Source organism: Mesorhizobium sp. M1066, assembly GCF_040318635.1.
Taxonomy (GTDB): Bacteria; Pseudomonadota; Alphaproteobacteria; order Rhizobiales; family Rhizobiaceae; genus Mesorhizobium.
Genome location: NZ_JAMYMR010000074.1, coordinates 1 through 12890 on the forward strand (window position 1 = coordinate 1; position 12890 = coordinate 12890).

At 58.8% G+C, this 12890-nt stretch carries 8 protein-coding genes and 4 pseudogenes; 8 read left to right on the plus strand and 4 right to left on the minus strand.

All coding sequences use genetic code 11. The features are described from left to right. The first annotated feature begins 337 nt into the window (after positions 1-337). On the plus strand, positions 338-1513 hold the full coding sequence (locus NKH52_RS34395; protein WP_352657933.1) for a M24 family metallopeptidase: 1176 nt from the start codon (positions 338-340) through the stop codon (positions 1511-1513). A 374-nt stretch (positions 1514-1887) separates the two neighbouring features. Here NKH52_RS34395 and NKH52_RS34400 read toward each other — a convergent pair. Together NKH52_RS34400 and NKH52_RS34405 are read right to left on the minus strand one after the other, a co-directional pair. Further along, positions 1888-2990, minus strand: a pseudogene (locus tag NKH52_RS34400) (IS630 family transposase). Positions 2991-3065: 75 nt separating this feature from the next. Further along, positions 3066-3824, minus strand: a pseudogene (locus NKH52_RS34405) (IS5 family transposase). Positions 3825-4115: 291 nt separating this feature from the next. On the opposite strand from NKH52_RS34405, the gene NKH52_RS34410 reads away from it, so the two are divergent. From NKH52_RS34410 to NKH52_RS34445, 7 genes and pseudogenes are all read left to right on the plus strand, one after another. Continuing rightward, complete coding sequence (locus NKH52_RS34410; RefSeq protein WP_352657936.1) at positions 4116-5108, plus strand: succinylglutamate desuccinylase/aspartoacylase family protein; 993 nt, start codon at positions 4116-4118, stop codon at positions 5106-5108. Positions 5109-5350: 242 nt separating this feature from the next. Further along, positions 5351-5839 (plus strand): annotated as a pseudogene (locus NKH52_RS34420) (IS91 family transposase); the annotation flags it as partial. Positions 5840-5966: 127 nt separating this feature from the next. After that, the gene (locus NKH52_RS34425; RefSeq protein WP_352657939.1) at positions 5967-6266 is read left to right on the plus strand and encodes a transposase; all 300 of its coding nucleotides are present in this window, start codon (positions 5967-5969) and stop codon (positions 6264-6266) included. Between the two features lie 283 nt (positions 6267-6549). Further along, positions 6550-7719, plus strand: a complete 1170-nt coding sequence (locus tag NKH52_RS34430) for a M20 aminoacylase family protein (protein ID WP_352657942.1) — start codon at positions 6550-6552, stop codon at positions 7717-7719. Positions 7720-7790: 71 nt separating this feature from the next. Beyond that, entirely contained in the window at positions 7791-8891 is a 1101-nt protein-coding gene (locus tag NKH52_RS34435) for an ABC transporter substrate-binding protein (protein WP_352657945.1), read from the plus strand. 194 nt (positions 8892-9085) lie between these two features. After that, positions 9086-10153, plus strand: coding sequence for an ABC transporter ATP-binding protein (locus NKH52_RS34440; RefSeq protein WP_434221489.1), 1068 nt, complete (start codon positions 9086-9088; stop codon positions 10151-10153). Positions 10154-10175: 22 nt separating this feature from the next. Then, positions 10176-11954 carry an ABC transporter permease subunit gene (locus tag NKH52_RS34445; RefSeq protein WP_352657952.1) on the plus strand — a complete coding sequence of 593 codons (1779 nt, stop codon included), beginning with the start codon at positions 10176-10178 and terminating at the stop codon, positions 11952-11954. A gap of 219 nt (positions 11955-12173) precedes the next feature. Here the strand turns inward: NKH52_RS34445 and NKH52_RS34450 are convergent, their stop codons facing one another. Both NKH52_RS34450 and NKH52_RS34455 read right to left on the minus strand, forming a co-directional pair. Continuing rightward, entirely contained in the window at positions 12174-12413 is a 240-nt protein-coding gene (locus NKH52_RS34450; protein ID WP_352657955.1) for a hypothetical protein, read from the minus strand. Further along, a pseudogene (locus NKH52_RS34455) lies at positions 12401-12890 on the minus strand (transposase); the annotation flags it as partial. The gene NKH52_RS34450 and the pseudogene NKH52_RS34455, both read right to left, overlap by 13 nt.

The window sequence follows — 12890 nt, forward strand, 5'->3', positions numbered from 1 at the left end:
CGGCGCAAACGTCGCTGGCGAAATTGAATCCTCGTCTGCGTCCGCCGCCCTGCTCATTGCTCCGACCGATCGTTTCCGCCGAGCTGCGCCAACTTAGCAGGACTATGATCCGATTGCCGGTCGGCATGCGTCAAATGCAGTTTTTATATCGCCGTGCCTTAGTAACATCTCGCCGCTAGATGACGACAATATAAAAACTGCATTTGACGCAAACCGCCAAGACGGTTGATCGTCTGACGGAAACAAAGACGCGGAGCAGCGACAGCTTCGAACTTCGGTCCGGTGCGTACCGTTTGCGCAATCGAACCGTCAACATGACATTTCATTGAGGTGAGATATGACGACGGTATCCTCAGCGATTCCTGTGACGGGCGTCCCTTTCCCGAGATCAGAATACGAGCGGAGGCAGCTTAAGGTGTTGGAGGCCATGGTCAGCGCGAGGCTCGACGCACTTGTGGTAAGTGCGCATGGCCATCTTCGGTATCTTAGCGGATATGATGGAAGTGGCGGATACTTCGCGCCGTTTCCACTGATTTTGGTGCCGGGTCGGCCGCCGACATATGTGGTTCGAGAATACGATGAGCACGCAGTTCGTGTCTATAGTTGCATTGACGAAATCGTTACATATACCCATCAGCCCGATTTCGGGACGGTTTGCGCCGACGTCCTTCGACGGTATGGGCTGCAGAGCAAGCGGGTCGGATTTGAGCTTGGTTGCTGGAACCTCGCACCGGCCGATGTCAGTGCGCTTCAGGTGCAGCTTCCCGATTTGAAGATCGCGGATGCGACTCGGCTGGTTTCCTCGGTGGCGGCGGTGAAGAGCGAGCTGGAACTCCAGTGCATGCGCGACGCGATGCGCATGACCGACTTGGCATTGAGAACCTTCCAGAGCTCCCTGCGGGTAGGTGTTACCGAATTGGAAATGGCGGGGACCATGGCGGCGGCGATCCAAGCTGATGCCGGCAACGTTGGCGGAGAAGTCGGAATGGCTCCGCCTACGATTCTGTTCGGGGAGCGGACGAAGTTGCCGCATGGTCCCCCAACGCATCATCCAATCAATAATAACGAGCCAGCCTTTTTAGAAGTCGGCGCATCGAAGCACGGGTACACAGTTGGAATGGTCCGGTGCGCCGTGCTTGGCCGACATCCGGAGACCGAATCCCTGCACGAGCTGGCCGAGGAGGTCATCGAAACACTCGTTGCGGCGATCAAGCCGGGTACGACCGCGGCGGCGGTGGACGCTGCGGGTCACGAGGTGCTAAAGAGATCTGAGCGGCAAGGAGTCTTTCGCCAACGAACCGGATACCAAACCGGAATGAATTGGACTGAACGCGGTGACCTGAGCTTAGAGCCAGGCGTTGAGGATGTCCTTCAGGCCGGCATGACATTGCACATGCCAAATATATTGCGCAGCGAAAACGGCTACCTATTTGGCGCCGGCGCCCACGTCCTGGTGACAGAGCGTGGTGGGGAAGTACTGAGCCGCACACCGCACACGCTCTATCGTGCATGACACCTAAGCAAGTCGTGTCGCGATGAAGCACTGCCTACCACTTCGCTGCCGGAACAGGCCTGAGAGCGTGCCGTCGATTGCGAGTTCGATCAGGAGGCCCGCTGGTTCGGCATCCTCGGGCCTGTTCGAACATGGTTTGCACGAGCTGCCTGCAGCTAACCGCGATCATCCTAACGCCATCGAAATGGTTCGCATTATGCGTAAGCAACAGGCGAGGTTGGCCTTCATTTGCCGCGTGATTGGCATCGTGTCAGATTTATTGCGCCAGCGCGTTCATCACTCCGACGATCCCAGCGCACGGGCGTCTACTCTTCACCAGCAAGCGCGGGGCCGTGTGGGCGGGCAAGCGCGCTGGTGGTCCTAGTCACCTGAATCTAAAATTCGCTGCATAAGATCTGTTCGGCCTTTTGGCAGAAGCGCTTGACGGATGAGAGGATGTCGTCGGCGGATTTGACCCAGCGATATGGCTTTGGGTTCTCATTGTGCCGCTCAATGAAGGAGCGGATGTCGGCTTCGAGTTGGCTGGTCGAGGTGTGGACGCCGCGGCGCAACTGCTTACGGGTGAGTTCGGCAAACCACCGTTCAACCTGGTTGATCCAGGATGCCGATGTCGGCGTGAAGTGGACATGGTAGTGCGGCCGTCGCGCCAGCCATGCCCTAACCAGCGCGGTTTTATGAGTCGCGTAGTTATCCATGACGATGTGGACGTCGAGGTCCGGCGGAATACTGGCATCAACCTGCTTCAGGAAGTCCAGGAACTCGGTGGCCCGGTGCCGTTTGTAGCACTTGCCAATAACGAAGCCGGAGGGACGTCGAGCGCTGCAAACAGCGAGGTGGTGCCGTGCCGGACACAGCTATGTGTCCGGCGCTCGGGGATGCCCGGCATCATCGGCAGCACGGGCTGCTCACGATCGAGCGCCTGAATCTGGCTCTTCTCGTCGACGCTGAGCACGAGCGCCCTATTGGGTGGCGAGAGGTAGAGCCCGACGATGTCGCGCACCTTGTCGACGAACAGCGGATCGCTCGACAGCTTGAACGTCTCCGAGCGGTGCGGTTGCAGCCCGAAGGCGGTCCAGATCCTGCGGATCGTCGTGTGCGAGAAGCCGGTCGTACCGGCCATAGATCGGATCGACCAATGGGTCGCATCGCTGGGCGTGGAGCGCAACGTCCGCTCGATCACGGCTGCGACCTGATCGTCATCGATCGTCCGGGGCCTGCCTGGCCGGGTTTCGTCCAGTAGACCCTCGACGCGATCCTTGAGGAAGCGGCGCCTCCACTTGCCGACCGGCTGCTCGTGGACCCCCAGCTCAGCTGCGACGGCTTTGCTGGGAACGCCCTCGGCACAACGAAGAATGATCCGGCACCGCTCGGACATGGATCGCGCCACACGCTGCCGACGCACCTGTCGTTCCAGATACTCGCGCTCTTCTCGCACCAGAACCAGAGGCGCCGTCGGTCGGCCTGTCGCGTTCGCCATCGCTGCACTCTCCATCGAATAGGCGAACACCTCACAATGTAACGAACTTCAGTTCCAGATGACTAGGGCTAAGACTCATAACCAGTAGCTGACGGTTGCAGCGATGCAGACGGCGGCGAGGAAGTTGCGGGCGAGCCGATCGTAGCGAGTTGCGATGCGACGGAAGTCCTTGATGCGACAGAACATGCGCTCAATCGCATTGCGGTCCTTGTAGAGGAAGGGCGAGAAACAATTCTTCCATTTTCGATTCGCCTTGGGCGGGATATTTGGCGAAGGCGCCGCGTCCGCGAACCTGCTCCCGGATGGCATTGCTGCCATAGCCTTTGTCGGCATGCAGGATTGGCGCCGCCGGCATCTGCTCGATCAGCAGCGCCCCGGCAGTGCAATCGGCGACGTGGCCGCCGGTCAGGAGAAAGGCGACCGGCCGGCAGAATCCATCCGTCAGGGCATGGATTTTGGTAGTCCGTCCGCCTCTCGAGCGACCGATGGCCTGATTTTGCTCCCCCCTTTGCCGCCGGCCGCACAGCGATGCGCCCTTACCGCCGATTAGTCGATGAGAAGCTCGGCCGGAGGCCCGCCGGCGTTGGCAAGAGCATGGAAAATGGCACTCCAAACGCCCTTGGCCGACCAGCGCTGGAAACGGTTGTAGAGGGTCTTGCGCGGTCCATAGACCGACGGAGCGTCGACCCAGCGTCCGCCGCTCTTCACCACATGAATAATGCCGCTGATCACGCGGCGATCATCGACGCGCGGCTTGCCTCGGGTGTCGGTCGGCAGATGTGGTTCAAGCAACCCAAACTGCTCATCGCTGAGCCAGAAATATTCGCGATTCATGAGTGGTCCCCCTCAGAGACCCGTGAATCACAATCCCGCCGTCAGAGGAACCCCTTTTATGGGTCCGGACCCTAGTGCAAGGGAGGCCCTTATTTCCCAGGGTTCCAGTTCTTTCTTGGGAACGTCGGAGCAGCGGCAGTTTAGCAAAGCAGGCCCTGGCCATCTGAAAACGCGATGGCACCGTCCGGGACATTATATTGGCGAATTGACGATAGGTTGGCGCATACTTGCAGAGCGAACAAACGCAAACCTGCGCCAAGGTCGCGTGAATACTCAAAATTAGGCTGAACAATGAGCGAAGCACATCTTACGTTTGATCTCGATACGCCCGGCGTGAGCAGGGGGCATCTGGTCGTCCCAGGAGGTGCCGACCATGGGGAGCTTTCGCTCCCGGTCTTCAGTCTCAATAAAGGAGAGGGACCGCGTCTTCTTGTCACCGGTGGAAATCATGGCAACGAATTGGAGGGGCCAATTGTCGCGCGACGGCTTATTAAGTGGCTGCCAGACGCGCAAACCTGTGGAAGGGTCATCGTCCTACCGGTGCTCAATCCATTGGCCGTGCAAGCCTGGAGCCGCAATACTCCGCTCGACGGATTGAATCTCAATCGCGTCTTTCCAGGCCGCGCCGACGGGTCAGTGACCGAACGAATCGCGGATGCGGTTTCGCGCGTATTGTTGCCAATGGCCGACACCGTATTTGATCTGCACAGCTTCGGACCAACGTGGGAGTTTCCACCGGCGGCCACGACGCACCCCATTGCCGATCCCGATCTCATGGCCAGGACGGTGAGAATGGCGGAAGCGTTCAAATTGCCCTTGACGTTGGTGTGGCAACACAACGACACGGCTGGAATGTTTGATATCACGGCCCAAAACCAGGGTAAGGTATTTGTTTGCACTGAATTCGGTGGGGGCACGGTCGGCGCGGACAATCTCGCGATCTACGAGGCTGGAGTGCGCAACGCGCTCATCGCGCTCGGGCTGGTCGAGGGAAAAGCCGAGTATCCAACTTTCCGTCAACAGAAGTTCGGCCAAACGCTCGAAACGCGTCCATCCGATGAGCTGAAATCGCCTGCGCCGGGCATCTTCGAACCTCTCTGCTCGGTGCTGGATGAAGTGAAGCAGGGAGATCTCATAGGTATCCTGCATTCGATAGATTCGCTGTCCGCTGAGTCCATCGATATCCGCGCGCCTGAAACGTCCATTGTCTTGGCCATAGCATCGGGGGCGCATGTCGACGCCAACGAAGAAGTAGCGCTGGTTGCGCGACCGCTCAAACTCTGAGTGTCGGATACGCATTGAACTCCTAAACTGCATCAGCAGGAAGAGGAGATAAGATGCCGGTGCCTCTTAGATTAGGGAGCTGGATGAAGCCCCACTGTGCGCGACGAAGTCTGCTTCGTCGGCGCAACAAACCTCTCGACGACGTCGCGCTATACCCATGTGGCAACAGGCACGATTTCCAGGACGCAGAGCCCGCTCGACCGCCTGACGCTGGAGGTGGTGCCGCCTGCCTGAGCCCAGCGATGCGCCCCGAGCTGGAGGTGGCGGATACCTTCCGTCGCCATGGTCATGCCTATCGTGTTGCCCATGACGGCCATCTCGGCCGCGTCGAGCGTCGCGCCATGTCCGCGATCGAGCTCTGCCGGACTGCGGCGCTTGGCGGTCATGTCGAGGCCTGTGAGGACTGCGCGCATGCCCGCGTCTCCTATGACTCCTGCCGCAACCGGCATTGTCCCAAGTGTCAGAACGCGACGCGCGAACGGTGGCTCGCCGACCGTCGGGCCGATCTGCTGCCGGTGCCTTACTTCCACGTCGTGTTCACGGTGCCGGCCGAAGTCGCCGAGATCGCCTTTCACAATAAGGCAGTCGTCTATGCCATTCTGTTCGACGCCATGGCCGCAACACTCAAGACTATCGCCGCCGATCTGCGGCCCTCGGCGGTAAGATCGGGGTCCTGGCCATTGTTCACACATGGGCCAGGCGCTCACCATCATCCGCACATCCATTGCCTCGTCCCCGGCGGCGCTCTCTCTTCCGATGGGGCTGGTTCAGCTGCCGGCCACGCTTCTTCCTGCCCATCCATGTCCTCTCCCGCCTATTCCGGCGGCTGTTCCTCGAGCTGCTCCAGGCGGCCTATGCGTGGCGACTGCGCTTCTCCGGCACGCTCGACGGGCTCGGTCAGCCCATGCCTTCACGGCCGCGATCCGGCAGCTTCGTCGCAAGAACTGGATCGTCTATGCCAAGCCGCCGTTCAGCTCGCCCGTGCAAGTCCTCGCCTATCTCGACCGCTATACCCACCGGCTATGGCTTCCTCGCCAATGGATGCCGCCGACCCGACTCGCCATCATCCGGCAACTCCTGGTGGCGATGAAGCGCGCTCCGACCGCCGCAGCCGGCGAGACCACCAAGCTGCTGCCGCGCTTTGACCCAACGGTCTGACCCTGCTGTGGCGGCATTCTGCGCATCACCGCCACGCTGGCGCGATGGCGCACTGGGCCGTCACGACCGCAGCCAGATACCTCATGACGACAGGATACCGCCCCAGCATCGAGGCATCAGCGTCGACGGACGCAATGACCCCCGCATCATTCCCTGTGACTACTCAGACAGCCATCTTGGTCCTAGATGAGGCCGATATACAAACTGCATTTGACGGAAGGCGCTGGACGATTGATTTTGATGAAGGCGCTAAGTTGCCTCGCCAATAATTTGGGAACAATAGATGCACAGCGTTGAGACTTTCCGGGATTTGCAGGGCGAGGCAACCGAGTGGCGCCGCTACCTCCACCAGAATCCCGAGCTCGGTTATGGAGTACACAACACAGCTAGCTTCGTGGCCGAGAAACTAGCTTCATTCGGCATCAATCATATCGAAACGGGAATCGCGGAAACCGGTATTGTCGCAATCATTCAGGGCGAAGGCGGAGACGGACCGACGATCGGGCTGAGAGCCGACATGGACGCCCTGCCGATCCGAGAAGCCTCGAGCAAGCCCTGGTCTTCGCAAGTACCGGGCAAGATGCACGCGTGCGGCCATGACGGTCACACGGCCATGCTGCTAGGGGCGGCGAAATATTTGGCAAAGACGCGCAACTTCAAGGGCTCCGTGGCCCTGATCTTTCAGCCGGCGGAAGAAGATGGACTGGGCGGCCAAAGGATGGTCCAGGAAGGCATCATGGAGCGGTTCGAGATTTCCCAGGTTTTTGGGATGCACAACTCGCCGGGCCTAGAAGTTGGCAAGTTCGCGATTTGCGATGGCCCTACCGCTGCCGCTCTTGATGAGTTCGACATAGTCGTGAAGGGCAGGGGTGGGCACGCAGCCAGTCCGCATCAGACCATCGATCCAATCGTTATAGCCGCACAAATCGTCCTCGGCCTCCAGACTTTGATCTCGCGGGGCACGGACCCGCTCGAGTCCCTCGTTATTTCTGTCACCAAGCTAGAAGCCGGCACGGCATACAACATTATACCAGAATATGTTAGGATATCCGGGACCGTGCGGTCCCTCGCATCTGAGCTCAGGGAATACGCTGAACGACAGATCAGGAAATGCGCCGAAGGCATAGCGCAAGGATACGGCGCGGAAATCGAGTTTAAGCATCGGCGGCTCGAACCCTGCATGGTAAACCACACGGAAGCAACTAGTGTGGCGATAAAGGCGGCATGCGGTCTCGTCGGATTTGAGTCCGTTAACGATAGGCTGCGACCCAGCATGGGAGGTGAGGATTTCGCTTACATGCTTGAGGCGCGGCCCGGATCTTACATTGAGCTCGGCAATGGCCCGACCGCTGCATTGCACAACCCGGCGTATGACTTCAATGACGAAGCCCTGCCCTATGGCATCGGCTATTGGGTGAACCTGGTCGATACGACGCTGGCGGCCCGTGACTAAAGCCGTACGACTGAATTGCGAAACAAAAACGGAATCCTGTCCAGCGACGGGATATTGAGGAGGAACGAATAATGAGCATGTCAATAAACCGCAGACGTTTCATGCATGGAGCATCCGCTATCGCGGTAGGTGCGATGTCTTACCAGTCCCGCCGCGCTGCCGCTCAATCCTCGGGCGAACTGAGCGTCGCTCTCAATGGTGGCGATTACGCAAAGGCGTGTATCGAAGCCTATGTAAAGCCTTTCGAAGCCGAGACGGGAATTAAAGTGACCCCGGTCGCTGAAGAAGTCCCCGCAGCCACGCTTGAGCTAATGGTGTCGACCAATAGCGTTTCGGTGGATGTGATTCCCGTGGACGCGACCACAACTTTCAAAGCTCCTGAGAAGGGTCTCCTGGAGAAGATCGATTACTCAATCTACAAGAAGGATGAGTTGGATGCGATTGTAGAGTTCACCAGGACTCCGTATAGTGTTGGGTCGATCGTCTACGCGCTGTGTATGGTTTACAATACCGAGAAGTTCCCAGCTGGCAAACCGCGGCCGGCCACTTGGGCAGAATTTTGGGATGTCAGCAAGTATCCCGGGGTTCGTGCGATGTCCTCGGGCGTGGACGGATCCGGCCCGTGGGAGGAAGCTCTGCTGGCGGATGGTGTGCCTGCTGATGCCCTCTATCCCTTGGATATCGACCGAGCTTTCGCGAGCTTGGACAAGATCAAGCCGCATATCCGCAAATGGTTTGTTACCGGGTCCGAGAACCAGCAGTTGCTGCACGACAAGGTTGTCGACCTTGCGCAATCCTACGACGGCCGAGCGGTTGCATTGATGGACCAAGGCGCGCCGATTGAGGTCAATCGAAACCAACAAAAGGTGACTTGGGAAAGCTGGGGTATCCCAAAGGGCACCAAAAATCTGCAGAACGCACAGAAATTTATTGAATTCGTCACCCGCGCCGACAGGCAGGCCGCATTTGCAAAGCTCATTCCTTATGGCCCGGCGAACCGAAATGCGTATAAACTGCTGCCAGAGGATGTCGGACGAAAATTCGCCAGCCACCCTGATTACCTGAAGGCTAGCATAGTGGCGGACTCCAAGTGGTACGCTACGGCAGGATCAGACGGCGTGACAAACGTCGAGCGGCTTATCCAGCGTTGGAACGAGTGGATTCTTCAGTGATCGCCGATCAATAGTGTCTGGGGAAGGCGGCCAAACGGTCGCCTTCCTGACTGAAAAATGGCCTGACTGAGAAATGGATTGAGCCGCCTCGGCCGGAACCCTGCTATGTCGAAGCAATGTGCCAAGCAGCCGCTTTCGTGTTGCGTGTTGGAGGATCAATCATGACCTTGCATCTCAAAAGCACTACCCTGCCAATGGCCAAGGATGAAGCATTGAAAATGAGTACGGCTCAGGCGCAGATTGAGTTCTGCAACGTGACCAAGATGTATGGGGCGGTCGCTGCGGTCAAGGATGTGTCACTTGAGGTTCGTCGCGGCGAGTTTTTGACTATTCTAGGGCCAAGCGGTTCGGGCAAGACCACAGCGTTGATGCTGCTCGCCGGGTTCGTAGAGCCTACTGAAGGAGACATCCTGATTGGTGGGAAGTCGGTCGCCTCGGTGCCGTCCTACCGGCGCGACCAGGGCATCGTCTTTCAGAGCTATGCACTGTTTCCGCACCTCACAGTGCGCCGGAATCTGGAATTCCCACTCGAAATGCGCGGCGTCAGGGCCGCCGAGAGGGCAAGGCATGTCGATCGAATGCTTGAGCGCGTCCATCTTAAGGATTATGGCGGCCGGATGCCGTCGCAACTAAGCGGGGGCCAGCAGCAGCGCGTAGCGCTTGCGCGAGCGCTGATAGCCGATCCGCCGATCCTCCTGCTCGACGAGCCACTGGGCGCCCTTGACCGCAATCTTCGCGAGCAGATGCAGGGCGAGATCAAGAGCCTGCACCGAGAGTTTGCCAAAACCACTGTATGCGTCACGCACGACCAGGAGGAGGCGCTCACGCTGTCGGACCGAATCGTCGTTATGCGCGACGGTCGAATCGAGCAAACCGATACACCAGAGGCTCTCTATGACCGGCCTGCGACGCAGTTCGTGGCGAATTTTCTGGGCGAGGCCAACATCCTCGAAAATTGCGGATTCAAAGTTGAATCCGATGCCGTGCCGCCCTCGGGCGCCGTTGCGATGCTTCGGCCAGAACGCATTTGCGTCGCCGGTCGCGCGGCTCCAACGCGAGCCGACTCTGACCAAAGACAATCTATCGCCGGCACTGTCGCAGACATGATTTATGCCGGCCCGTTGCGGAAATACTATGTGCGCGCCGGGAACAGTGTGCTGATTGTGCGCGAACACGTTGGCGCCGGCCAACAGATCTTTCGAGCTGGCGATGAGGTACGCCTCGACTGGTTGCGCTCAGACGTTCGCTTTGTCAGTGCGTGAGGCGCCGAAAGGGGGAATCGGGATGAAGACGTTTCAGAAACTGGGCCGAATGCCCTTAATTCTCACTGGCCCCGCCCTCGCCGTGCTGCTCGTCGTATTCGGCATTCCGATCATCCTGCTCTTCCTGACCAGCCTCAAAGCGCCGGCCTTCTCGCTCACCAACTACCAGTCGTTTTTCAGCCAGCCGGCGAATGTCCGTGTGCTCTACCAGACCCTCGAGATCAGCGGGTTAGCCACAGCAATCTGCCTCCTCGTCGGCTACCCTACGGCCTATCTGATCGTGGCGGCATCGAAGAGGCTGCGCATGGCTCTCATCCTGGTCGTCGTCATCCCCTACCTGACCAGTCTGCTAGCGCGCACCTATGCCTGGATCGTGATCCTCGGCGACAATGGCTTGATCAACAATCTGCTGCTCGAACTTGGACTGATCTCCAGTCCTCTCCAACTCATCTATAACCGCTTAGCCTTGTATATCGGTATGGTACATATCATGCTACCGATGATGATCCTGGCGCTGGTTAGCGTCATGATGGGTATCGATAAGTCCCTCATGGCGGCCGCCCGCAGCATGGGGGCGCGGCCGTTCACCGCCTTCTGGCGGGTATTCTTCCCGCTCAGCATGCCGGGCGTGCGCAGCGGCTGTCTGTTGGTCTTTGTGATCTGCCTCGGCTTCTACATCACGCCCGCAGCCCTTGGCGGGTTGGGCGACGCCATGCTTTCCACCTTCATCGCGTCGCAGGTCCATACTTTCTTTGACATGGGGCGTGTCGCCGCATCGGCCTTTATCCTCCTGGCGGTCGCGATCGTCGTGCTCTCCACGTTCGGGCTTGATCTTTCTGGTACACAGGGACGAGCGGCGCAACCTGCGCGGAAGTCTTGGGCCAATCGACTGCCGGTTTTCGGCGGGTTTAAACGCCATCTAGACGAGATTTTTACTCCCCGTCGGGCGAAACGTTGGACGATGCATCTCTACCAAGCCGCCGGTAAAAGCAATTGGTCGAAGATGGTCGGCATTATATTCCTAGTGTTGGTTGTTTTCTACTTGCTGGTTCCAGAACTGCTCGTCGTCATCATGTCGTTCAGCGCGGGACAGTTTTTGCAATTTCCGCCCCCAGGCCTTTCACTGCAGTGGTATCGCGCGTTCTTCAGCGATCCCTCCTGGTATGGCGCCGCCTGGACCAGCATCCAGATAGGCATTGTGACTACTATCCTATCCACCATCCTCGGCACGCTTGCGGCTTACGGCCTCAATCGCAGTCTTCCGCGGCCGCGCAGTTTCTTGACTATGGTGATCCTGACGCCGATCACATTTCCGGTCATCGTCGTGGGAATAGCGACCTATCTCGGGCTGCTCAAACTCGGGCTGCTCGGGTCGATGACCGGCATTGTCTTGGCGCATACCATCGGCGCCATCGGTTATGTCGTCGTGATCGTGTCCGCCACGCTGGCGAATTTCGATTCCGCGCTGGAGCGGGCCGCCATGAGCATGGGGGCGAATCCCTTGCGGACTTTTATCAGAGTGACGTTGCCTTTGATCAGGCCCGGTATTATTGGTGGCGCCGTGTTCGCGTTCCTCGCCTCTTTCGATGAGGTAGTCGTCACATCGCTGGTAGCTGGGTTCTCGATCCGCACGCTGCCATTGAAGATGTGGGAGAATATTCGCAACCAGATCGATCCTACAATTGCCGCTGTGTCGTCGCTACTGATCCTCATCCCGGTACTCTGTCTAATCGTCCTCTACGTCGCGGGGTGGCGATCGACGCCTAGCCTTCAGCGCGCGGGTCCAGCAGCTGCGGCTTGAGATAGCGCCTTCAGGATCAGAGGTGGGTAGACTGTAGTGTGAAGCCGCTCTTGATCCATGCATCAGTACAAGGATTTAAGGCCTCAAATTCGGCGCTGCCGGCGGGGATGTCATTGGGGGCGATCTACAGCGGCGGACGTTCAGATTGAATCAAGAGGGATTGATCGGGATAGGGGACGCCTCGCGGCGCCGCCCCTCCCACACCACCGGACATACGGATCAGAGGTATGGCTTCAGCTCTTTGATCAACTGCGGCAGACTTATGCCCCGGGTCCGGCGTGTCATATCCCGGATCATCGCCTTGAATTTGGTGGCATTCGGCGCGATGCGCCGCTCGCTCCCGCCATTCGCGATGCTGAACCCCAGGAACTTCCGCTCCTCCGGCCACGCCACCGCGCTCTTCGCTTCGTCGACCTTCAGCCGCAGCTTCTTGGTAAGGAACCGGCTTACGGAAGCCATGACCAGGCGACACGGGCAATCTTGTTGGCGAGCGCCACCGCAACCAGCTTCGGTTTCTTCCTTTGCAGTAGTTCGGTGAGCCATCGGGAAGCATGTCTGCTTCGACCTGTTCTGACGTGCTGAAGAAGAGCAGTCGCGCCAACCACCAATATGCTCCTTAGCATTTCGTCGCCAGCACGTGTGATCACCCCCAGTCTGACCTTGCCTGCGGTCGAATGGTCTTTGGGCGTGAGTCCTATCCAAGCGGCAAAATCGCGACCGGACTTGAACGTTCGGGGATCTGGGGTCTTCATCATTAAAAGCCGATGCGCCGACCGGCCCGACACCCGGAATTTCGGCCAGGCGCCTGCTGCATTCATCGGAGCGATGCAACGCGATCAATTTTTCTTCGACGTAAGCGGTGCGCCAAGGCACTTTCCCGAAATCGACTTGATGGTTAGATCGCTCGTTGGTCGGCCCGCCGGCGCCGATCACTGC

What these genes read in the sequence shown, in the direction of transcription:
- NKH52_RS34395 (WP_352657933.1), top strand. Translation starts at nt 338, where the DNA reads ATGACGACGGTATCCTCAGCGATTCCTGTGACGGGCGTCCCTTTCCCG.
- NKH52_RS34410 (WP_352657936.1), top strand. Translation starts at nt 4,116, where the DNA reads ATGAGCGAAGCACATCTTACGTTTGATCTCGATACGCCCGGCGTGAGC.
- NKH52_RS34430 (WP_352657942.1), top strand. Translation starts at nt 6,550, where the DNA reads ATGCACAGCGTTGAGACTTTCCGGGATTTGCAGGGCGAGGCAACCGAG.
- NKH52_RS34435 (WP_352657945.1), top strand. Translation starts at nt 7,791, where the DNA reads ATGAGCATGTCAATAAACCGCAGACGTTTCATGCATGGAGCATCCGCT.
- NKH52_RS34440 (WP_434221489.1), top strand. Translation starts at nt 9,086, where the DNA reads ATGGCCAAGGATGAAGCATTGAAAATGAGTACGGCTCAGGCGCAGATT.
- NKH52_RS34445 (WP_352657952.1), top strand. Translation starts at nt 10,176, where the DNA reads ATGAAGACGTTTCAGAAACTGGGCCGAATGCCCTTAATTCTCACTGGC.
- NKH52_RS34450 (WP_352657955.1), bottom strand. Translation starts at nt 12,413, where the DNA reads ATGGCTTCCGTAAGCCGGTTCCTTACCAAGAAGCTGCGGCTGAAGGTC.